This window comes from Acinetobacter sp. 8I-beige, from assembly GCF_902505955.1.
Classification (GTDB): domain Bacteria; phylum Pseudomonadota; class Gammaproteobacteria; order Pseudomonadales; family Moraxellaceae; genus Acinetobacter; species Acinetobacter johnsonii.
Window position 1 is genome coordinate 110,814 of record NZ_LR732790.1, and the last position, 21,786, is coordinate 132,599.

The 21,786-nt window shown below is 41.8% G+C and carries 24 protein-coding genes and 3 tRNA genes; 20 read left to right on the forward strand and 7 right to left on the reverse strand.

Features of this window, described 5'->3' with window-relative positions:
- Positions 1 to 16 precede the first annotated feature (16 nt).
- The 7 genes from GVX98_RS00525 to GVX98_RS00555 are packed head-to-tail and all read left to right on the forward strand — an operon-like array spanning position 17 to position 5,883.
- Complete coding sequence (locus GVX98_RS00525; protein ID WP_159126977.1) at positions 17 to 1,318, forward strand: NAD(P)/FAD-dependent oxidoreductase; 1,302 nt, start codon at positions 17 to 19, stop codon at positions 1,316 to 1,318.
- A complete protein-coding gene (locus GVX98_RS00530) occupies positions 1,308 to 1,865 on the forward strand; it encodes a DUF3261 domain-containing protein (RefSeq protein ID WP_159126978.1) in 558 nt (185 codons plus the stop codon). Before GVX98_RS00525 ends, GVX98_RS00530 begins: the two co-directional genes overlap by 11 nt.
- A complete protein-coding gene (locus tag GVX98_RS00535) occupies positions 1,858 to 3,054 on the forward strand; it encodes a beta-ketoacyl-[acyl-carrier-protein] synthase family protein (RefSeq protein ID WP_159126979.1) in 1,197 nt (398 codons plus the stop codon). The genes GVX98_RS00530 and GVX98_RS00535 overlap by 8 nt, the downstream gene beginning before the upstream one ends.
- Positions 3,051 to 3,488 (forward strand): 3-hydroxylacyl-ACP dehydratase, encoded by a 438-nt coding sequence (locus tag GVX98_RS00540; protein WP_159126980.1) that lies wholly within the window; start codon positions 3,051 to 3,053, stop codon positions 3,486 to 3,488. Before GVX98_RS00535 ends, GVX98_RS00540 begins: the two co-directional genes overlap by 4 nt.
- Positions 3,485 to 4,210: a 3-ketoacyl-ACP reductase FabG2 gene (locus GVX98_RS00545; protein ID WP_159126981.1), complete on the forward strand. Its 726-nt coding sequence runs from the start codon at positions 3,485 to 3,487 to the stop codon at positions 4,208 to 4,210. The genes GVX98_RS00540 and GVX98_RS00545 overlap by 4 nt, the downstream gene beginning before the upstream one ends.
- Entirely contained in the window at positions 4,210 to 5,430 is a 1,221-nt protein-coding gene (locus GVX98_RS00550) for a beta-ketoacyl-ACP synthase (protein ID WP_159126982.1), read from the forward strand. The genes GVX98_RS00545 and GVX98_RS00550 overlap by 1 nt, the downstream gene beginning before the upstream one ends.
- 18 nt (positions 5,431 to 5,448) lie before the next feature.
- Positions 5,449 to 5,883, forward strand: coding sequence for an excinuclease (locus GVX98_RS00555; RefSeq protein ID WP_159126983.1), 435 nt, complete (start codon positions 5,449 to 5,451; stop codon positions 5,881 to 5,883).
- Positions 5,884 to 6,121: 238 nt separating this feature from the next.
- On the opposite strand, the gene GVX98_RS00560 is transcribed toward GVX98_RS00555, so the two are convergent.
- The 3 genes from GVX98_RS00560 to GVX98_RS00570 all read right to left on the reverse strand — a co-directional run bounded on the left by GVX98_RS00560 (position 6,122) and on the right by GVX98_RS00570 (position 6,427).
- A tRNA-Gly gene (locus GVX98_RS00560) sits at positions 6,122 to 6,197 on the reverse strand.
- Positions 6,198 to 6,234: 37 nt separating this feature from the next.
- Positions 6,235 to 6,310 (reverse strand) — tRNA-Gly (locus GVX98_RS00565).
- A 41-nt stretch (positions 6,311 to 6,351) separates the two neighbouring features.
- A tRNA-Gly gene (locus GVX98_RS00570) sits at positions 6,352 to 6,427 on the reverse strand.
- Between the two features lie 220 nt (positions 6,428 to 6,647).
- Between GVX98_RS00570 and GVX98_RS00575 the strand changes: the two genes are divergently transcribed.
- From GVX98_RS00575 to GVX98_RS00595, 5 genes are all read left to right on the forward strand, one after another.
- The gene (locus GVX98_RS00575) at positions 6,648 to 6,956 is read left to right on the forward strand and encodes a BolA family transcriptional regulator (protein WP_126038816.1); all 309 of its coding nucleotides are present in this window, start codon (positions 6,648 to 6,650) and stop codon (positions 6,954 to 6,956) included.
- Positions 6,957 to 6,970: 14 nt separating this feature from the next.
- A complete protein-coding gene (locus GVX98_RS00580; protein ID WP_126038813.1) occupies positions 6,971 to 7,363 on the forward strand; it encodes a SirB2 family protein in 393 nt (130 codons plus the stop codon).
- A gap of 85 nt (positions 7,364 to 7,448) precedes the next feature.
- A complete protein-coding gene (locus tag GVX98_RS00585) occupies positions 7,449 to 8,303 on the forward strand; it encodes a ParA family protein (RefSeq protein WP_125280590.1) in 855 nt (284 codons plus the stop codon).
- Positions 8,300 to 8,689, forward strand: a complete 390-nt coding sequence (locus tag GVX98_RS00590; protein WP_159126984.1) for a hypothetical protein — start codon at positions 8,300 to 8,302, stop codon at positions 8,687 to 8,689. Before GVX98_RS00585 ends, GVX98_RS00590 begins: the two co-directional genes overlap by 4 nt.
- A gap of 215 nt (positions 8,690 to 8,904) precedes the next feature.
- Complete coding sequence (locus GVX98_RS00595) at positions 8,905 to 9,498, forward strand: LysE family translocator (RefSeq protein WP_010325622.1); 594 nt, start codon at positions 8,905 to 8,907, stop codon at positions 9,496 to 9,498.
- On the opposite strand, the gene GVX98_RS00600 is transcribed toward GVX98_RS00595, so the two are convergent.
- On the reverse strand, positions 9,495 to 10,139 hold the full coding sequence (locus GVX98_RS00600; protein WP_004684377.1) for a DedA family protein: 645 nt from the start codon (positions 10,137 to 10,139) through the stop codon (positions 9,495 to 9,497). The two genes, GVX98_RS00595 and GVX98_RS00600, sit on opposite strands and share 4 nt — an antisense overlap.
- Before the next feature lie 194 nt (positions 10,140 to 10,333).
- Here GVX98_RS00600 and GVX98_RS00605 point away from each other — a divergent pair, with 194 nt between their 5' ends.
- The 3 genes from GVX98_RS00605 (at position 10,334) to guaA (ending at position 12,945) form a co-directional block, all read left to right on the forward strand.
- Positions 10,334 to 10,750 carry a DoxX family protein gene (locus GVX98_RS00605; protein WP_159126985.1) on the forward strand — a complete coding sequence of 139 codons (417 nt, stop codon included), beginning with the start codon at positions 10,334 to 10,336 and terminating at the stop codon, positions 10,748 to 10,750.
- A 113-nt stretch (positions 10,751 to 10,863) separates the two neighbouring features.
- Positions 10,864 to 11,229: a NirD/YgiW/YdeI family stress tolerance protein gene (locus GVX98_RS00610; RefSeq protein WP_159126986.1), complete on the forward strand. Its 366-nt coding sequence runs from the start codon at positions 10,864 to 10,866 to the stop codon at positions 11,227 to 11,229.
- 147 nt (positions 11,230 to 11,376) lie between these two features.
- Entirely contained in the window at positions 11,377 to 12,945 is a 1,569-nt protein-coding gene (gene guaA, locus GVX98_RS00615; protein ID WP_087013894.1) for a glutamine-hydrolyzing GMP synthase, read from the forward strand.
- A 34-nt stretch (positions 12,946 to 12,979) separates the two neighbouring features.
- On the opposite strand, the gene GVX98_RS00620 is transcribed toward guaA, so the two are convergent.
- Positions 12,980 to 15,409, reverse strand: a complete 2,430-nt coding sequence (locus GVX98_RS00620; protein ID WP_159126987.1) for an AAA family ATPase — start codon at positions 15,407 to 15,409, stop codon at positions 12,980 to 12,982.
- A gap of 355 nt (positions 15,410 to 15,764) precedes the next feature.
- On the opposite strand from GVX98_RS00620, the gene GVX98_RS00625 reads away from it, so the two are divergent.
- From GVX98_RS00625 to GVX98_RS00640, 4 genes are all read left to right on the forward strand, one after another.
- Positions 15,765 to 16,712, forward strand: a complete 948-nt coding sequence (locus GVX98_RS00625; RefSeq protein ID WP_159126988.1) for a pirin family protein — start codon at positions 15,765 to 15,767, stop codon at positions 16,710 to 16,712.
- 106 nt (positions 16,713 to 16,818) lie between these two features.
- Entirely contained in the window at positions 16,819 to 17,217 is a 399-nt protein-coding gene (locus GVX98_RS00630) for an OsmC family protein (protein WP_159126989.1), read from the forward strand.
- A gap of 128 nt (positions 17,218 to 17,345) precedes the next feature.
- Positions 17,346 to 17,987 carry a glutathione S-transferase family protein gene (locus GVX98_RS00635; RefSeq protein WP_159126990.1) on the forward strand — a complete coding sequence of 214 codons (642 nt, stop codon included), beginning with the start codon at positions 17,346 to 17,348 and terminating at the stop codon, positions 17,985 to 17,987.
- 14 nt (positions 17,988 to 18,001) lie between these two features.
- Positions 18,002 to 18,604, forward strand: a complete 603-nt coding sequence (locus GVX98_RS00640) for an alpha/beta fold hydrolase (protein WP_159126991.1) — start codon at positions 18,002 to 18,004, stop codon at positions 18,602 to 18,604.
- 29 nt (positions 18,605 to 18,633) lie between these two features.
- Here the strand turns inward: GVX98_RS00640 and GVX98_RS00645 are convergent, their stop codons facing one another.
- Together GVX98_RS00645 and argS are read right to left on the reverse strand one after the other, a co-directional pair.
- The gene (locus tag GVX98_RS00645) at positions 18,634 to 19,236 is read right to left on the reverse strand and encodes an SPOR domain-containing protein (RefSeq protein ID WP_004684390.1); all 603 of its coding nucleotides are present in this window, start codon (positions 19,234 to 19,236) and stop codon (positions 18,634 to 18,636) included.
- A gap of 278 nt (positions 19,237 to 19,514) precedes the next feature.
- Entirely contained in the window at positions 19,515 to 21,320 is a 1,806-nt protein-coding gene (gene argS, locus GVX98_RS00650) for an arginine--tRNA ligase (RefSeq protein ID WP_159126992.1), read from the reverse strand.
- Positions 21,321 to 21,497: 177 nt separating this feature from the next.
- On the opposite strand from argS, the gene GVX98_RS00655 reads away from it, so the two are divergent.
- Positions 21,498 to 21,782, forward strand: a complete 285-nt coding sequence (locus GVX98_RS00655; RefSeq protein WP_004684392.1) for a DUF2798 domain-containing protein — start codon at positions 21,498 to 21,500, stop codon at positions 21,780 to 21,782.
- The last annotated feature ends 4 nt before the right edge of the window (positions 21,783 to 21,786 follow it).

Consider the following 21,786-nt stretch of genomic DNA (forward strand, 5'->3'; position numbering starts at 1 on the left):
CAAAGGGTACAGTGCAATGAGCACCATGCAACAGACAGATGTTTTAATTATTGGGGCGGGGCCATCAGGCAGTTCAGCCGCAGCTTTGCTGCGCCAAAAAGGCCATCAAGTAACGGTCATCGAAAAGCAATATTTTCCGCGTTTTTCCATTGGCGAGTCTTTATTGCCGCAGTGTATGGTGTTTTTAGAAGAAGCCGGTTTATTGGAAACGGTGCGTGCCCATGCCGACGAATATGCCTTTCAGTTTAAAAATGGCGCGGCTTTTTTAAGAGGTACGCAGCGCAGTTTTTATGACTTTACTCAAAAGTTTAGTGAAGGCCCGGGGACCACATGGCAGGTACGACGTGCCAACTTTGACCAGCTTTTGGCACAGCAAGCTGAAAAAATGGGCGCGGACATCCGTTTTGGTCATGAAGTTTTGGCGGTCGATGTAGCATCCACTCAGCCGATTTTGACGGTCAAAGATGCGCAAGGCGACAGCTATCAAATTCAAGGCAAGTTCCTGTTGGATGCCAGCGGTTTTGGCCGCATTTTGCCAAAATTTTTCGACTTAGAAAGCCCGTCGGACTTTCCTGTGCGCCGTGCAGTTTTTACCCATATTGAAGATGGTTTGTTGGATGACCCTGAGTTTGACCGTGAGAAAATTTTAATTACTGTGCATGAAAAAGACCACCGTGCATGGTATTGGCTGATTCCCTTTGCTGATGGACGTTCTTCATTTGGCATTGTGGCGGAGCAAGATTTTTTTGAAAAATACGGTTATGACGGTAGTGCAGACTATGATTTAGAAGCCTTGCAGAAACGTATTTTAGCCGATGATGCCAGCTTGTCGCATGTACTGCGTCATGCCAAACATGATACTCCTGTCCGTACTTTGGTGGGTTATTCTGCCGATGTGAAACATTTGGCATCAAACAATTATGCGCTACTGGGTAATGCGGGCGAGTTCCTCGATCCTGTCTTTTCTTCGGGTGTAACGATTGCCTTGAAATCGTCCAGTCTAGCCGTGCCATTAGTCGAGCAAGTACTGCAAGGTCAGGCAGTAGACTGGATGGAGCAATATGAGAAGCCATTGCGTAAAGGTATTCAAGTGTTCCGTGCCTATGTCGAATCATGGTATTCGGGTGAATTTCAGGATGTGGTGTTTTCAAAAAATCAAGATGAGAAAATTCGCCGTATGATTGCATCTTTATTGGCAGGTTATGCATGGGATGCGAGCAATCCGATTCATCGTAATGCCAAGCAACGCTTAAGTACTTTGGCTGAATATTGCCGAGAAGAACAACCCAACAAAGGGTCGCTGACCGATGAAACTTAAGCTGCGTTTAAAGACCGTCAGTTGGGTTTTAGTCAGTGCTCTGCTTTGTAGTGCCTGCCAAAGTTGGATCCCCAAGGCGCAGGGACTCGCGACCCCGCAGTGGGCTGCGCAAAATTATCAACGTCAAGATCAAATCGAAGTGCAGTGGAAAACCCAGAGTTTCAGCTTTTTACTGTACCAACAGCAACGGGGACAGTCGCTTGACATGTTGGCACTTAGCCTTACAGGACAGCAGTTATTCAAGCTCAGCTTTGATGGTCAAAAGGTAGACGTTGAACAGCGGATTGATCCAATGAAACGGTTGCCTTTTGATTATGTGGTGCGCGATATTCTGTATGCGACCTATCCAAATTTTGCTGGGTTACATGCTGCTCAAAATGCGGTCGTACAGAAAGCTGATACCATTTATATGCAGCAGCAGCCCGTGTTGAAAATTCAGCAAAATGAGGGGGCAATTGAACTAGATAATCTGCAAGTGCCTTATCAGATGGTGATCAGCGCGGTGAGCAATACTTTAGAAGATGATCAAGGTGACCATCATGACTAAAAATGTACAATCTGTTTCAGCTGTTGGCATTCAGTTTAGTGCGGCGTTGTCGGCTTTGGGACAAAATGCCGCTGAGCTTCAACATGCCTTAACACACACAGAAAATACCTTGTCGCAACGAGAGGATCTGATCGCGGGGCGCACGGTTTGGGTTGGCGCATCTGACCAAGCCTTGCTTCAAGCAGTTCCTGCAAGCTTAAGCAGTGCAGACTCACGGAATTTACGCTTTGCTTTAACGGCTTTGGCACAAATTGAAACCGAAATTCGAACTTATACCGCACAGTTTCCCAAACAACGTCTTGCGGTGATTATCGGCACGTCAACCTCAGGCATCGCGGATAATGAACCAGTTTTAAAAGTCCAGTTTCAACAGTCAGCACCACAGTCTGTACAGCACCAAAAGCAAGAAATGGGCAGTTTAGCGAAAGCCTTACAACAGTATTTGGGCTGGGAAGGGCCTGACTATACCATTTCTACCGCTTGCTCCTCGGCAGCTAAAGCGTTGGCGGTGGGGCAACGTCTGCTAAATGCAGATCTGGCTGATGCGGTCTTAGTCGGTGGAATAGACACCCTATGCAAGCTGACCTTAAATGGATTTGATAGTTTAGAAAGCTTATCAAACGGGATTTGTCAGCCCTGTGGTGCCAACCGTGACGGCATCAATATTGGTGAAGCTGCAGGACTGTTTTTATTGTCGAAAGCACCAGCCCCTGTAATGTTGCTATCGAGTGGTGAGTCAATGGATGCTTGGCATATTTCAGCACCACATCCAGAAGGGAAAGGGGCTGCGGAGGCGATGCAAAAAGCATTAGACGCTGCACAGCTGCAAGCAAGCGATATTGATTATTTAAATTTGCATGGCACTTCCACACCGCAAAATGATGCGATGGAAATTAAGGCGGTACAGACCGTTTTCTCAGATGCAGCTGTGGCCTTGAGCAGCACCAAACATAAAACGGGACATTGTCTAGGGGCAGCGGGTGCAATCGAAACTTTTATTTGTCAGCAAGTTTTATTAGATCAATCTTGGTTGCCGCTGCATCATGCAGGTGAATTGGACGATGCTTTGGCTGAGCAAAATTATGTGCGTGTTCCACATTTGGATGCACCGATTCGCTATGCGATGAGTAATTCTTTTGCTTTTGGTGGCAGCAATATCAGCTTAATTTTTGGGACGGCTTTGCCATGATGGATGCAGTACAGTTTATTCCTCATGAAAAACCGATGGTTTTCGTGAGTCATTTGATTGAAGCCAATGATGAGTTTGCGATTGCAGAACTTCACATCACACCTGATTTGATGTTTTGTGGGCCAGAAGGTTTACCCACATGGAGCAGCATTGAGCTGATGGCGCAGACCATTAGTGCTTATGCAGGCCATAAAGGGCAAACTAAAGGATTGCCACCGAAAATTGGCTTTTTATTGGGAACGCGTAAAATGCAGTTGCCTTGTGCCTATTTTAGTTTGGGTGCAACTGTGCGGATTCGGGTAGAACAAAGTTATCTGCATGAAGGTTTGGGGCAGTTTAATTGTGAAATTGAATATCAAGAACATCGGTTCAGCGCCATGTTGAGCGTATTTGAGCCTGAAAATATGAATGAAATCATTGGAAAATTAGTGTGAGCAGAAGAATTTTAGTCACGGGTTCGAGTCGTGGAATAGGTAAAGCGATTGCTTTGGAGTTGGCCAAGGCAGGCTTTGATGTCACGGTACATGCCCGCTCAAGACAATCAGAAGCCGAAGCAGTGGCACAGGAGATTCAAGCCTTAGGTCAAGACAGCCATGTGTTGATGTTTGATGTGAATGATCGTGAAAATATTACTGCCATTTTGGAGCAAGATATTGCGCAGCATGGTGCTTTTTATGGGGTGGTGCTGAATGCAGGATTGACCCGTGATGGCGCCTTTCCTGCATTGACCGATGAAGACTGGGATGACGTGGTTTCGACTTCTCTGAACGGTTTTTATAATGTGCTGAAACCCCTGATGATGCCGATGATTCGCTTGAAAAAGGGCGGACGTATTGTGACCTTGTCTTCAGTGTCTGGAATCATGGGGAATCGTGGTCAGGTGAACTATAGTGCTGCCAAAGCAGGCTTGATTGGTGCGACCAAAGCACTCGCACTCGAGTTGGCAAAACGTAAAATCACGGTGAATTGTGTGGCTCCGGGCTTGATTGAAACTGAAATGGTGAGCGAAGAAGTAAAGGAACATGCTTTGAAAATGATTCCGATGCAACGCATGGGGCAGGTGGAAGAAGTTGCAAAAGCTGTGAAATTTTTGTGTAGTGATGATGCCAGTTATATCACTCGCCAAGTGATTTCAGTCAATGGAGGCTTAATCTAATGAAACGTGTTGTTGTGACAGGCATGTCTGGGATTACCTCTTTGGGTGAAACCGCAGAACAAATTTTTGAGCAATTTGCACAAGGTAAAAGTGGCATTCGCTATATGCCTGACTGGGAAATTTATCCTGATTTACGCAGTAAATTGGCTGGCCCTGTTGAGTCATTTACCGTACCCAAACATTTTAACCGTAAAGTGACCCGTGGCATGGGACGTGTTGCTTTAATGTCTGCTGTATGTGCTGAAAAAGCATTGGAAGATGCAGGCTTACTGCATGCCGATATCTTAAAAAGTGGTGATGCAGGCGTGGCTTTTGGTTCCTCTGCGGGCAGTGTAGATGCTGTACGTGAGTTTGGCTCTATGTTGATTGAGCACAATATGAGTCAACTGAATGCCACGACCTACATCCGTATGATGTCGCATACCAGTGCAGTCAATATGACGGTATATTTTGGCCTAAAAGGTTTAACGCTGCCAACCTCAAGTGCTTGTACTTCGGGTTCCATGGCCATTGGTCAGGCGTATGAAGCGATTAAATATGGCAAACAAACCGTGATGATCGCAGGTGGGGCAGAAGAACTCAGTGCCGCAGGTTCAGCCGTGTTCGATGTGTTGTTAGCAACCAGTATGCAAAACGACCAACCTGAGGCAACGCCGCGCCCGTTTGATGCAGACCGCGATGGCTTGGTGGTCGGTGAAGGGGCAGGCTGTTTAATTTTAGAAGAATATGAACATGCTCAAGCGCGCGGTGCCACCATTTATGCCGAGATTGTCGGTTATGGCAGCAATACTGATGGTCAGCATGTGACTCGACCTGATTCCGAAATGATGGGACGTTGTATGCAGTTGGCATTGAAAGATGCACAGCTTACTGCCGCGGATATTGATTATGTTAATGCGCATGGTACCTCGACCGATCAGGGGGATATTGCTGAATCACAAGCGACTGCACGTATCTTGGGTAAAAAACCGATCAGCTCATTAAAAAGTTATTTTGGGCATACGCTGGGGGCGTGCGGCGCCATTGAGGCGTGGCTTTGTATTGAAATGATGCGACGCAATCAGTTGGTGCCTACGTTAAATTTAGATCAGATTGACAGCGCTTGTGGCGATCTGGATTATATTGTTTCAGACATGCGTTCAGCAGAAACGCAAACGATGATGAGCAATAATTTTGCTTTTGGGGGGATTAATACCTCCCTGATTTTTAAACGTGTCTAATAAAATAAGGGTAGAACCATGTTATTCAAAAATATCTGTGCAGCCGCTGTGTTGTCTTTAGGAGCGATTGCATCGGCTCAAGCGGCTGACAAAATGTATGATTTTAAATTTCAAGAAGCTGTAAACCGTGCTGTTGCAGATGGCGTGCTAGATGGCTCAGTAAAATTTTATTTGGCGGGAACCAAGTCGGGCGGCAAGGTGATTGAAAAAGGCTTAGTGACCAATAAAAAGACCAATGGTTTTGCCAAATCTGCGGAAAGTTCATGTGATCACGTACTTCGTTCAGCACTAATTCAATTCCAGAATACCGCCAAAGCCAGTGGTGCAAATGCTGTGACCAATCTGGTGAGTTTCTATAAGTCGAATGAAACACGGAGTACGACGACTTACCAATGTGCGAAAGGTACCGCTATGGCGGGTGTGGCACTGAAAGGGGATTTGGTGAAGTTTTAATGTGTTTGAATGCGTGAGATGAGTTCCCAAATAAGAACAATATAATTCCAAGTTCATTGTATAGCAGCAGTATTAGGATGGATTCTTACAACGAGGGATGCTCTATTTTTAGACATCTCTCGTTGGTTCGATGTCTTAATTCAGCATTTTTTGATTGTCAGAGTTGGTATACTAATTTGAGTAAGGTTCAGAAATGCATAAAAAAGCCCTCATCTTTCGATGAGGGCTTTTTTAAATTTGGAGCGGGAAACGAGACTCGAACTCGCGACCCCAACCTTGGCAAGGTTGTGCTCTACCAACTGAGCTATTCCCGCGTATTGAGCAGTTTTTGCTAAAACTTACACTAAAAAATGGAGCGGGAAACGAGACTCGAACTCGCGACCCCAACCTTGGCAAGGTTGTGCTCTACCAACTGAGCTATTCCCGCGTATTGAGCAGTTTTTGCTAAAACTTACACTGAAAAAAATTTGGAGCGGGAAACGAGACTCGAACTCGCGACCCCAACCTTGGCAAGGTTGTGCTCTACCAACTGAGCTATTCCCGCATAGCGCTGTATGATACAGCAAGCAAGTTCAGGGTCAATAGCTTTATGAAAAAGCTGAGTTTAATTGCATAAAATAAAGCCAGTTTTAGACGATGTCTTGAGATTTTTTTAACTTTTGCTCGTGAAAAGTTGTGCCTCATGCTACTGAAAGGGTTTTACGCATTCAACATCTCGAAGGAACAGGTATACTCTGAACGAATCATTATTTTTGGAGACAGGTATGAGCTTGGAGCAGCAATTGATTGAACGCTTACAACAGCTTTCCCCATCACATTTAGAAGTCGTGAATGAATCTTCTGGTCATGGCGGTTATTTTCCAGGGAAAGAGTCACATTTTAAAGTGATCGTGGTGAGTGAGAGTTTTGAGGGATTGCGTTTAGTTCAACGCCATCAAAAAATTTATGCGGTAGCAGGAGAGTTACTCAGTCCAGGTAAAATTCATGCTTTGGCTATTCATGCCTTTCTACCTGAAGAATGGCAAGGACAAGACACTTCTAGTCCAAATTGCGCACATGCCCCGAAAAGCTAAGCAGAGATTCAGTCATGGAAACACAATTATTGATTAAGATCGTGCATATGAGTGCGGTCAGCTTGGCCTGTGTCGTGATTTTGGCGCGTGCCATGACGCTATTTAAAGGCGTCCAAGGCAATCAGCCCAATCCAGCAGGTCGAACGGCTTTTGTTGCCCTTCAGCACTTAAGCATGCTGGTGATTGTACTGACCGGGATTGTCCTTTTAGTGATGAAAAACTTTGATGTGCAAACATGGTTTTATGCCAAAGTGGTTTTATTTTTAGTGATGTTGTCCTCTTTGTCGAAAGCGTATAAAAAAGAAGACAGCATTTTACTTACACAGCGCCGAGCGGGCTTATTCTTGGCGGTGGTAGCGATGATTTCCATTTTAGGTTTAGTCATGATTAAACCAAACTTTGGCTAATTGTTAGACATAATCATCGGCACAGCGATTGTTCTGCGCTACACTGCTATGTATAGCGGAAAAATAACAAGAGGGAGGGGATTTCATGCATACACGTGTGGTATTTAATCAAAAAGGTGGTGTCGGTAAGTCCAGTATTGCAGTAAATTTGGCGGCAATTAGTGCACATCAAGGCCTAAGAACCTTACTGATTGATCTCGATCCGCAAGCGAATTCGAGTCAGTATGTATTGGGCGATGACGCAACGTATTCTGCAGATAAACCAGCTTTAGAACCCAATATTGAAAACTATTTTGAAGAAGTGCTTGGAACGACTCAAAATAAAAGTTTATTGGGTAGTGCCATTGGTTCGATCCTCAAAGGGCGAGCTAAAGGTTTAGAAAGTTATGTACATCAATCCCCTTTTAAAAATTTGGATGTGATTCCAGCCAGCCCAAGCCTTGGGGCATTGGCATATGCTTTAGAGTCAAAACATAAAATTTATAAACTGCGTGATGCGTTACAACAGCTTGCTGGAAAATATGATCGTGTTTATATCGATACACCGCCAGCCTTTAACTTCTTTACTTTGTCGGCACTGATTGCAGCCAATAAAGTCCTGATTCCGTTTGATTGTGATGTCTTTTCTAAACGTGCACTGCAAACTTTGATCGAAAATGTGCTCGAAACTCAAGACGATCATAATGATCATTTGGAAATTGAAGGCATTGTGGTGAATCAGTTCCAAGCGCAGGCCAAACTTCCGCGTGAAGTGGTGCAACAGCTGAAGGATGAAGGTCTTCCTGTACTAGAAAGTATGTTGCCCCCATCGGTGCTGATGAAAGAATCGCATCACAAAAATTTACCCTTAATTCATTTGGCACACGATCATAAATTGACGCAGGCCTATCAATCATTGTTCAATGAGATTGAGAATAATAAACTGCGAGATTCAGCATGAAAAAGATCACAATTGCTTTTTTAATGGGCAGTACGCTGTTATTGAGCGCCTGTGCCACAACGGTTAAACCGACTTATGTCTCTCCTACACAGTATCAAGCTTTGAACTGCCAACAGTTACAAGCGGAATATATTCGGATTCAACAATATTTAGATGCAGGTGTACCTACTGCGAAACGCACTGGTGTCGGCGTGGGTCTAGGTCTGGGTGGTGGATGGAGTCATGGTGGCGGTTGGGGCTTTGGTCCAAGCGTTTCGGTAAATATGGGACAATCATCGAATACCAAAAAAACTGAAATTTCACGACTTTTGGGGCAGCAAGAAGCGATTGTACAAGCTGCAAAATTCAAAGGCTGTGCGATTACCGTGCAAAATAAGGCGAATTAATGCCGCATTTATTCATCCTGCTGAAGGGTTCAACCTTTCAGCAGTCATTAAAATCTTAGCAAAATGTTTCGAAAATAATTTTAATAAAACAACGGACTATCGTTTTACAGGGCACTCTTCTACCTCATGGGTTCTGTGTTTTTTTCGGCTTTGACTTGAGGAAACTGCTCTTTTTCGGCTAAATTGCGCATCTTTAATGCTGTTGTTGGATGTTTATGATTGAGAGTTGGCTGTTTGTATTGGCAATGATTGCTGTCTTGATGATTCCGGGACCAACCAATGCTTTACTCGCAAGCTCTGCACATCAGCAAGGTCTGGCGAAGACCAGCTTACTTGTACCCGCAGAACTGTTTGGGTATTTCTATGCCATCAATTTATGGGCACTCCTGATTCATCTCAGTACACCGACTTGGCCCTATCTGATTGATCTTTTACATGCACTCAGTGCAGTCTATGTGTTCTGGCTGGCTTTTCATTTATGGAAAAGTTCACACTTAGAAAAACATAATCAACGTTTTACCTCGATTCGACCCAAACAATTGTTTTTTTCTACTTTGAAAAATCCGAAAGCGGTCTTATTTGCTGCGGGTATTTTTCCCTATGAAGCTTGGGATAATCCCACCAATTTCTTTTTGGTGTTTGCGGTGTTTAGTCTGGTGTTATTGCCAACGGCACTGTTCTGGATGTCTTTTGGCCGTGCCATTTTATCGGGTGAGTCCAAACAAATAAAAGCCGATCTCTTATATAAAGGATCGGCCATGTTGTTGGTGGTGTGTATGTTTCCCGTGATGCTGCGTTTTTTTGCTTAAGCTTCAGTGGTTGATTTTTTCTTTAATTTGGCACGAATAAAACCAATGATCCCCGGCAAGACACTAATAATAATAATGCCGAAAATCAGATGTGTGAAATTGTCTTTGACCACAGGCACATTACCAAAAATATAGCCTAAAGTAATGAATGAACCAATCCAGCAGAATGCACCAATCAGGTTATAAGACAGGAAAAATTTGTAGTCCATTTTTCCTGCGCCAGCCACAAAAGGTGCAAAGGTTCGTGCAAAAGGAATAAAACGGGCAAAAATAATGGTTTTACCACCATGTTTTTCAAAGAATTTTTGTGTATTAATCAGGTGTTGTTTATTGATGAAACGGGATTCGATTTCAAAAACGCGCGGTCCAATATAACGGCCAATGTGATAATTCAGCGTATCGCCCAGTACAGCTGCGATAAAAAGTAAAACACCAAGAGTCCACGGATTCATTGCACCTGTGGATGCTGCTAAGGCACCTGCGGCAAACAATAAGCTGTCGCCGGGTAGAAAGGGCATGACCACCAAACCTGTTTCCACAAAGATGATGAGAAACAAAATTGCATAAATCCAAACCCCATAGTTGGTGATAAACTCAAGCAGATGGTCATCGACATGTAATATAAAATCAATCAGTTCCATGGGGCACAAATAAGCAAAAGAGTGCGGAAATCCTAGCAGTCTCGTTATCAGAAGTCAGTATTAAAACGTAAATAAATTTAGCTATTGGTGTTCTTATTTTGAAACGATGCGTGATGAAAATGGATATTTATTCTAAAAATAGAGAACATTAAGATAGCTATAACTTCAAATAAAACGTATTTAAAGGTGTAAAAATGTTTAATCCAAATGTTGTGGTCAAAAATATTGTCAATCAACCTCATACCGATGCAGTTTTAGCTTTAATTGCCCGTGTACTGATGGCTTATATTTTTGTTGTTGCAGGCTGGGGGAAAATTTCAGCATATAGCGCAACTGTAGGGTATATGGAGTCTATGGGTGTTTCTGGAGCGCTATTACCTTTAACCATTTTAGTTGAGTTTGGTGGTGGCTTAGCGCTGTTATTTGGTTTTCAAGCCCGCTTTGCTGCGTTTGGTTTAGGTCTATTTAGTATAATTACTGCGTTTATTTTTCACGATGGCGCGCAAGACAGCATTAACTTTATGAAAAACTTTGCCATGGCGGGTGGTTTATTTTTTCTAATGCTGCATGGTGCAGGAAAAATGAGTCTAGATCATCTGATTGAAAAATAATTCAAAATGAAAAGCAGCATTCAGGATGCTGCTTTTTTTTATTTACAAAAAAGTACGGTGTGGATGTTCATTTTTTGTTTTGATCAAGATCAATAAAACATGAGGAAAATAAGATGAAAAATCTTTTTAAAATAGGATTATGTATTACAAGTTTAAGTCTTGCCGCTGGTGCATGGGCTAAGGATGACCATATCATTTTACAAGAAGCAGCAAAGAATCATGTCTCTGTGTCAGCCATTGCAAAGCTCAAAGATGAAACGGCGGTCACTTTAAAAGGGACACTGCTGAAACATCTCAATGAAGACCACTACGAGTTCAGCGATGGTACAGGGGTTATTTTGTTGGATATTGATGACGATTTATGGAAAGCATCTAATATTAAAGCAGGCGATAAAGTGCAGGTTGTGGGCGAGGTCGATACACATCGTTATAAACCGACGGATATTGAAGTCGTTAAAATAGAAAAAGTTTTGAAATAAACATCAGGCACGCGAAAGCGTGCTTTTCGATATAAAAACCATTGGATTTTAAGCGTTGTATAAAGCTTGTCCGAATTATGTGCGTTATGCGCGGAAAAATGCTAGAATACGGCGCTTATATTCGTTTGCCTTTCATAGTTGTTTGTCATGACTACCAATACTCAAATTACTGAAGATCGTATCCTTATTTTGGATTTCGGTTCTCAATATAGCCAGCTTATTGCACGCCGCGTACGTGAAGCTGGTGTATATTCTGAAATGTATGCCTATGACATGTCTGAAGAAGACATTCGTGCATTTAATCCAAACGGTATCATCTTGTCAGGTGGTCCTGAGAGCGTACACGAAGAAGGCAGCCCACGTGCGCCAGAAGTTGTGTTCAACTTAGGTGTACCAGTTTTGGGTATTTGCTATGGCTTACAAACCATGTCTGCACAGCTTGGCGGTAAAGTTGAGCCGGGTACAGTACATGAATTCGGTTATGCCGAAGTAAACATCCAAGTTCGTGACAAGTTGATTGGTGATCTTGAAGACACCAAAGACCAACTTAAAGTCTGGATGAGCCATGGTGACAAAGTGACAGCGATTCCTGAAGGTTTCCAAATCACTGCAAGCACACCAAGCTGTCCTGTGGCGATGGTTTCTGATGAAACGCGTCGTTTTTACGGGATTCAGTTCCACCCAGAAGTAACGCACACTGCAAAAGGTGCAGAGTTATTATCGAACTTTGTACACAGCATTTGTGGCTGTCGTAGCCTGTGGAACTCTGAAAACATCATTGACCTACGTGTTGAACAATTACGTCAACAAATTGGCGATCAAAAAGTTCTTTTAGGTCTGTCTGGTGGTGTTGATTCATCAGTGGTTGCTGCACTTTTACACCGTGCGATTGGCGATCAATTGACTTGTGTATTCGTTGACAACGGCCTGCTTCGTTTGAACGAAGGCGAGCAAGTGATGGACATGTTTGCGAAAAACATGGGTATCCGTGTAATTCGTGCCGATGCTGAAGAGCGTTTCTTGACTGCCTTAGCGGGTGAAGTTGATCCTGAGAAGAAACGTAAAATCATTGGTCGTGAGTTCATTGAAGTTTTTGCTGAAGAAGCGCGAAAACTTGATGGTGTAAACTTCCTTGCTCAAGGTACGATTTACCCAGACGTGATCGAATCTGCTGCAACCAAAAATGGTAAAGCGCATGTGATTAAATCTCACCACAATGTGGGTGGTTTACCAGAAGATTTAGCTTTTGAATTGGTTGAGCCAATCCGTGATTTGTTTAAAGATGAAGTGCGTCGTTTAGGCACAACTTTAGGTTTACCGTTTGAAATGCTATATCGTCATCCATTCCCAGGTCCAGGTTTGGGCGTGCGTATTTTGGGTGAAGTGAAGAAAGAATATGCAGACATTTTACGTCTTGCAGATGACATCTTCATGCAAGAGCTTCGTGCCAGCGGTTGGTATGATAAAACTGCGCAAGCCTTTGCTGTATTCCAACCGGTGAAATCTGTTGGCGTCGTAGGTGATGGTCGTCGTTATGCATGGGTGATTGCACTTCGTGCGGTTGAAACGGTTGACTTTATGACAGCGCGTTTCGCACATCTTCCTTATGATCTTGTAGATAAAATCTCGACACGCATCATGAACGAAATTAAAGATGTTTCTCGTGTTGTTTATGACGTGTCGTCTAAGCCACCAGCAACGATTGAATGGGAATAATTTTCTAACGAAAATTATGTTAAAAAAAGAGCGCTTAGGCGCTCTTTTTTGATGTAGTTAGTTTTATATAAAGAGGGTCTAATGTAGTCGATTCTATTCCAATACTTTTTAAGAAACCTTCGTATTGTCTTGGATTTAACTCAATAATTTTTTTTAGAATAGCAAAAGAAGCTTTATGCATTTCAGGTTGTTCTAAAGGTGTAAAGGATCTTTCAAATATTCCTGCCAAGTGAGAGTATTCATTATTGATTCTATCAGTAAATGTAAATACTAAATGTTCGCCCCAAAGGAATTGAAGTTTTTCGGTATCGGTGTTGGAAAATCCATCTGGATAATGAAAATTAGAATATAGTTCTAAAAATTTCCTTGCGTTATTGGGGAAATTATAAAATATATTATAGTTTTGGTCGTTAATGTTTTCTTCACTTGCACAGAGATATAGTTGATGAAATAAGAAATTAAGTTCTGAAAAGTAGTTTTTCATATAGATTGGCATTTGGAATATAGCAGAGGAGTCAAAATTCCTTTTAACAATAAAAAATTGTATATTGCCCCATTTTTTCCCATTGAGCCGTTTTAGGTATTTTAAAAACTCTAAATTATGTGTTGAAATAAACAGTTGCCCAAATTTTTGATTAATTACAATTTTTTCTTCAATAAGAGAAAAGATAAAGAAAATATGATTACTATCTAAACTACTAATAGGATCATCTATCCAAATAATCGGTTTCTTATTTTGATCTAGATCATCTTGGATTTTTGCTAAGAAATAGCAAAATGAGATGAGGCTTTGCTCACCTTCACTCAAATTATGGGCTTTTATTCCATTGCGTTGGATTTCAAAATGAATATTTTGAGCATGCGTGTTTTCAATAGCTTTTAGGCTAATTGCTTGATGTCCAAAATCATGCTGTAAAATATCATTGATACGCTTGCAAGCTTCTCCTTCAGATTTTAATTTGTCTTCTTCACTTTTTATTTCAGTAGTAATTGTAGTTTTTCGAGTTTGAAGTGTTGTGAGTTCTGTTTCTAATGGAGCAATCGCTTCAAAAGCTAGGCTTATATCTGTATTTTGTTGAGTGTAATTAATATCCTGTAAGAAATGATAAATATGGTTTATACGTAAAGCAGTTTTAGCCTCTTTTTGTTGAGTTGTTAGCTCACTATTCAGCTTAATACAGTTATTTCGAATATCGGAAATTTTTCTAAGAATGGTGTTAATTTCTTCAGAATAGTCAGTAGGATAAATTGCTTCTAACTTAGTAAATAGCTTCTTATTTTTCTGTTCTAATAATGTTTTAAGTTGTTTGATAGAAGACTCTTGTTTCTTTAAGGAAGTTTTTAAAGCAGTTCTTAATTCAGAAAGATTATTATGATAATGTTGATAGTATTCATCAATATTAAAATTAATTTTTAGATCTTGGCTTTCTAGCAAGGTGTCTAAATGCTTGATACCAGCTGAAATACGTTGCTGTAACTTTTCTGTTTCTTGATCAAAATGTTGCCCTAGCTCTTCTCGTCTTTTTTCAGAAATCGTATTGCTGCAAAAAGCACATGTTGTTCTATCCTTATGTAAGGTATGACCACTTTGAACCCATATATTTAAATCATCATTGCTAACTAATTCTGGGATTTTTTGATCACCACCAATAATTATTTCTATAATTTTATTTGTTGATGTAACACTTGGGAAGAAATCTAGATTATAGGTTAAGATTTTTGAAGGATCAGCTAATTCAGTTTGGTTTATTAATGCTTTCTTTTCTGTAATTTGATCATCAGTTAAGACTTGAAATGTAGTATCTTGAGCTAAGACGATATCTTGCTTTAGTTTCGCAATAGTGTAGTTAATATCACCAAATAAAAGATGCTGATTTTTTATTGAATCAGAATTACGTGTTGCTTTATCTGTAAGTAACTTTTCCAAATCACGATTTTTATTACTGTAATTTTCTTTAGCATTTTTTACATCATTTTCTTTATTCTGAATATTAAGAAAGATACCAGATTTAGTATTTTCTTCATTTGAGCCTAATTCATCTTTCAATTCTTGAATACGATTTACAATTTGTTGATTGTCACCGCCTAATGTCACTGAAAAAGATTCAATATTTGCATTTTCATCATGAATAAATTTTAGGTTTTCTCTAACGAAATCAGAGTTATATACGTGAATTGGGTGAGCAAATGCCGATAGATTATTCTGAGAAATGATAGAACTATCTGAAAGCTCAATTCTAAAATTTGGATTTTCGTATTTGGGTGAAAGTGTTTTAGTTTCTAACGCTCGGATAATTTTAGAAAGGCTAGTTTTTCCAGAGTAGTTGCGACCATAAAAAATATTGATATCTTTGAAGTCATAAGTTTGGTTCTGTTGAGTTGGATTAGTAGAAAGATGAGTGTCCCAATCAAAGTTTTTAAAAATTCCAAAATTATCAATTTTTGCAATGCTCTTGATTTTCACTTAATTTTCAGCCTATTTTTATTGAATAATAAAGTTTTTATTGCTTGGTAAATAATATCTAAATTTTTACAAAAACTGAATGCTATTTAATCAAATTCTATGAGTGTTTATCAGTTGAGGCTTTTTTAGGTTGTCTATGCGCATATAAACATTTGAAAAGATGGGGGGATGCTCTAAGGCATATAGGGAGAAAGATGTAACAACATTTTTACATCCACGCATTGCCTTGTAGTTAAGTTTTGAAAACACAAGATATTGTCCCAAGTTTAAGAATCAGCATTCTATTTTTAGGGATGTGCAGTTGGGAATCTGCTTGTTATGATCTAGGACATATGGATCTGTAATGAGTAAGCACATGACGAATAATAACTATACTGAACTTTCACATTCGGATGACTGTGAAAAATACGTAAATCAATTCATTCAAGAGTTTCCACTGAGAAGTGCGGAAATAGGCCAAGGGACGGTCATCAAACGTGCACTACCAAGTCGTCATAAACGAATGATTGGCGCATGGTGTTTCTTAGATCACGCAGGCCCTGTAACCTTCCCTCAAGGGGACGGTTTAGATGTTGGCCCACATCCACATATCGGTTTGCAAACCTTTACATGGATGATTGAAGGCACCATGATGCATACCGACAGTTTGGGCAGCAAACAGCTGATTCGTCCAAAACAGGTCAATTTAATGACCGCAGGACACGGGATTTCCCATACGGAAGTCGCACCAGATACAGAAACCAAAATGCATGCAGCACAATTGTGGATTGCATTGCCCGATGCAGAAATTGCTGTTGAACCACGTTTCGATCACTATCCAGAACTGCCAGTGGTGGAAAAAGATGGGGTGGAATTTACCGTTTTGGTCGGAGAGTTTTTAAATACGACCTCACCTGTGAGTGTTTATACCGAGCTATTAGGGGTGGACTTAAGCGCAGCAGAAAGTACCAAAACCCGTTTAACGCTCAATCCTAACTTTGAATATGGCTTTATGGCTTTAGAAGGAACGGCCACGGTTAATGGGCATGAACTGACAGAAGACAATATGGTGGTACTCGAGCAGGGTGTAAGTGCGATTGAAATTGAAATCCATGCTGGCAGTCGCTTGTTACTGTTAGGTGGTGAGCCATTTGAAAGTCCAATTTTACTGTGGTGGAATTTTGTCGGACGGACTCAAGAAGAATTAAAAATTGCGCGTGATCAGTGGATTGCGCAAGATGAACGTTTTGGTTCAATTCCTGACTATGAAGGCCCGCGCTTGGAAGCTCCAGCATTTCCAGACCAAATGCGTGCTTCAAAATAAGTGTTTTGAATACTGCGAAAAGTCGTTCAACAACAGAATAGGTGGACAGTTTCAATACTTGAAACCTATTCAAAATAATATCAATGAAAAATAGGATAATAAAAATATGGCAATAATTGCGAATGCGGAAGTCAAAACATGCGTCGAAGCATGGTCTGGTGAAGTAAGTAGTGGGAGACACCAATTCATTACCGATAAACCAGCGTCTTTTGGCGGTCAAGATAAAGGCCCTGCACCTTATGACTTTATTTGTACAGGTTTGATTTCCTGCACCATGATTACCCTACGTATGTATGCGCAGCACAAAGAGATTGAGTGGGGGGCTTTTAGTGTCGAAGCAGATTTTAATGCTAATAAAGAAGGCCGAGAATGGATCAGCCGTCGTTTGTCGTTTGAGCAAACATTGACAGAAGAAGTGCGCCAAAAAATCTTAGACATCTGTCAAAAAACACCGGTCACTAAAACTTTATTACGTTCCGTCGAGATTGAAACCTCAATTGTTTAACTCGTTTGACGGTTTTTTATAGGCGGTAAAGGATTTTGTGCGACTGGATATTCATGTGTATCGATAGGTGCAAAATCCAAATATTAGCGTAAAGTGAGTGCTAGATTTTAATTAAAAAAGGTAAAACAATGATCACTCTGCACCATTTGGAACATTCACGCTCTTTACGCATTTTATGGGCTTTGGAAGAGTTAGGGTTGGAGTATGAGGTGAAGTTTTATAAACGCCTACCGACCTATGCTGCGCCACCTGAGTTAAAAAACATTCATCCCTTAGGTAAAGCCCCCGTTTTGACCGATGGTGATTTGGTTATTGCAGAATCTGCGGTGATTTTAGAATACTTGCAAGCCACCTACGATACAGAACATAAGTTTAAACCGAAAAATCCAAAGGACTTAATGCAATACAACTACTGGATGCATTATGCCGAAGGCTCGTTGATGCCATATTTGGTTATGACCTTGGTGATGAGTAATGTACCCAAGCATGTTCCCTTTCTAATTAAACCGCTTGCCAATAAAATTTGTGATGGGGTGAAAGGTGGCTTTATTAATCCACGCTTGAAAGAGCACAGTGCATATTTGGAAAATTATTTGTCTCAACATGAATATTTTGCAGGTGATTTTTCCTTTGCCGATATTCAAATGAGCTTTCCTGTAGTGGCAATGCAAGAGCGGGTAAAAGCCCATAATCCTCAAATGGTTGCTTATGCACAGCGTATTCAGCAGCGCCCAGCCTTTAAAAAAGCCAAGGAGCTCAGTGGGTTCTAGTGGGTGGTGATGATTTGAACCTGATTTTTTTGCCCGGTGCATCGGGCAATACCGTATTTTGGCAACCTGTCATACAGCGCCTTCCTCAGGATGATTCAAGCATGGTCGTCGCTTATCCGAGCTTTGGTGGTTATCCTGATGAAATGAATGTGCAGAGCTTTGAGAGCTTACAAGACGATGTATTGAATCAAATCCAACAGCCTTCTGTGGTCATTGCACAATCGATGGGTGGCATTTTTGCAGTACAAGCTGCCTTACAAAAAGCTGAGCAGGTGCAGGCCTTGGTGCTCGTGGCAACCTCAGGCGGCATTGATTTAAGTCCTTTTCAGGTGGCGGATTGGAGAGTGGATTATCAACAGAGCTTTACGGTTCCTGATTGGTTTATTCAGCATCAGTCTGATTTGACGGACAGTCTGGAGCGTATCCAGTGTCCAGTTCTGCTGATTTGGGGCGATGCAGATCCGATTAGTCCTGTTGCGGTGGGGCAGGCCTTACACCGTCAAATATCACATGCAGAATTGCACATCGTGTCACAGGGACAACATGATTTGGCTTATGTGCATGCGGCGCACGTTGCGCAATTGATTCAAAATTTTCTCTCCAAACTCAGAGTATAAAAAAGGATGCCGAGGCATCCTTTTATTTTTTAGCGCTTGACCACAATCGAATCAATCCCGCTATGTTGTAGGGTTTGCTGTGCAATCACCGCGGCTTCTTGCGAGTCATATGGCCCTGAAATCACGCGATACCATGTTTGGCCGCCTTCAACGGTTTTGACGACATCGGCAGAGAGACCATTTAAGATAATTTCTGCACGACGTGCATCGGCACTGTCTGGGTCAGGGTAACTGCGGACTTGCAATATAAAACTTGGCGCTTGCGGTGTCGGTGCTGCTTCGGTTAAACCCGGTTCAGCAGGGGTGCTTTCTTCGGCAGCAGGTGCTTCAACAATCACCACGGTACTTGGATTGTCTTTGGTTTCAGGAATGGCTTGATCTGGAATCGGCGTCACTTGCTGCTGTGGCAGTAAGTCGTAGAAACGGTAGTCTTTATTGGTTTCTTCTTGATAATGTTCCGAAGTGATTTGACCTTTCGGCTTCACTGGTGCCCAAGGCTTCCACAGTAATAGTGCTACAGCAAAACAGAGCACGATTAAAATGACCACAAGTGTACCGAGCCAAGCTGGAATCAGTGGCTTTTTGGGTTTGTTCGGTCTTTCAGATACACCGCGCTGCGTTTTTCCAAACACGTGGAAACCTCTTTTCTTCTAATCAATATGAGGGACTGGCCCATTCTTTTCTTTATTTTAGTACTTGGCCTCAAGGAATTAAAAGAGGCGTCGTCGTAAAATAAAGAATCGCTTTGCAAAATTCAAGTTTCACAAAGCGAGAAATATATCAGGGTTGATATGGCTACTTCGGGCAAAGCCCTTCATCTTGTGACGATGTGCAAAGCGTTGCTTTTTACATCGTTACCTCAAGTATAGCTTTCGGTCTTGCAGCCATGTGTGAAGCTTTGCTTCACTTATTACATGGCTTCAGGTGCAGACACACCTAGTAACTCTAAACCATTACGCAAAACTTGTTGTACGTTTATTGAAAGTAATAAACGGGCTTGCGAAAGGGCAATATTCTGTTCGTCGATAATTCTTGTATTATCCAAGTTATACCAACCATGGAATAACGCTGCGAGTTCTTTCAAATAGTTACCCACTTGGTGTGGTTCATAGCTATTTGCAGCACGAAGCACAATTTCAGGATAGGCTGCAAGTTTGGCAAGAATTTCAGTTTCAGCATCAAGAGTTAATAAGGTCGCATCGTAATCAGCTGCTTTGCTACGATCAAAACTAATGCCTTTTTCAGGTGCTTTCACATCGACCATACGATTGACACGTGCATGCGCATACTGGATGTAGTACACCGCATTGTCTTTGCTTTGTGAAACTGCAAGGTCTAAGTCAAAGTCAATGTGTTGTTCAGACTTACGCATCACGTAGTAGAAACGCGCAGCATCATTGCCCACTTCTTTACGCAGGTCACGCAAAGTCACGAACTGACCAGAACGAGATGACATTTGTACCATCTCACCACCACGCCATAGGCTGACGAACTGAACTAAAAGCACAGTCAGTTTTTTCGAGTCATACCCCAAGGCATCAATGGCTGCTTTGACCCGTGAAATATAGCCATGGTGGTCTGAGCCCCAGATATCAATGATATCGGTATAGCCACGTTGTAATTTGTTCAGGTGATAAGCAATGTCAGAAGCAAAGTAAGTGGTTTGTCCATTACGACGCTTCACAACACGGTCTTTTTCATCGCCAAATTCAGTCGATTTGAACCAAATGTTGCCGTCTTTTTCGTATAAGAAACCGCGTTGTTCTAAAGTTTCTAAAGCTTCATCAATTTTGTCTGTCAATGAGGCTTCGCTGAACCATTGGTTAAAGGTTACACCAAACTCGCCCAAGTCATCTTTGATGTCATCTAAGATCGCATTCAGCGCTGCTTGGTGGAATACGCGGTAAGCTTCACCGATTAAGCTTTGTGAATTATGGATTAAACCATCAATGTGCTTTTCTTTGTCGCCTGAAAGGACAACTTTATTGCCTTCAGCATCGAGTTCTTCTGCATATTGCACATCTTCAGGGACATCTTTATAGACGTCTGCTACAGGGCGGACGTAGGCATCGCCATCAGCATCGATAATACTTTGCGCGATTTCTTTAACATAATCGCCTTGATAGGCATTTTTAGGGAAAACCAGTTCTTGGCCTGTTAATTCGAGGTAGCGTAAATAGGTAGATGTTGCAAGGATGTCCATTTGACGGCCTGCATCATTCACATAATATTCACGGTCTACGGTTGCACCTGTGGCTTCAAGCAAGGTTGCAACCGTCATCCCATAGGCTGCGCCACGACCATGACCAACGTGCAAGCTAGACGTTGGGTTGGCAGAAACGAATTCTACTTGTATTTTTTTCGCAGCATTGGCTTGAGTGCGACCAAATTGCTTGCCTTGCGCTTGAATTTGATCAAGTACAGCAAAGCGTTGGTCGGCATTTAAAAAGAAGTTAATAAAGCCAGGACCTGCGATTTCTGCTTTGCTAATGTCCGCCACTTCTGGCAGCGCAGCAAGAATTTTTTCGGCTAAATCACGAGGCTTCATACCCGCAGCTTTAGAGGCAATCATCGCGATATTGGACGCGAAATCCCCGTGGCTTCGGTCTTTGGTACGCGTCAAAGTACTGCTGTTGTTCCAGTCTGCTGGAAGGATACCTTCAGCTTGAAGGTTTTGTACTGCGTGCTCGAGAGCTGCTTGGATTGCCGTGTTCATATTCAGTCGAAAATTTAATGTCGCAGAAAAACGCTAAATATAGCAAATTTCCACGTCTTTAGGTGAATCCATTTTCATAGAATAAAAAATGTTCAAAAACTGCTAACGATTGCGCTGCAATAAACATGAAAAGCGCAGTATGATGAGAACCAAAACGCATACTTTTAAGGATAAAACGTGTCTGAACAGCGACCGATGATCATTGGCAATATTCCCAAGTTACCAGCAAAATATGCCATGTTTATTTTGCCGTTTTTTATCTCATTTTTTATGAGTGGCATTATCTCGATGATCAATCTTTGGCGCAATTTGGGTTGGGTGGACAATTTCCTACAGGTTTGGCTGTCCGCATGGATGATGTCTTGGGTGGTGGCCTATCCTGTAGTGCTCATTGTACTGCCGATTGTGCGCCGTTTGACCGGTGTATTTGTGGATATGTCACATTTAAACCCACCCAAATAAGCCC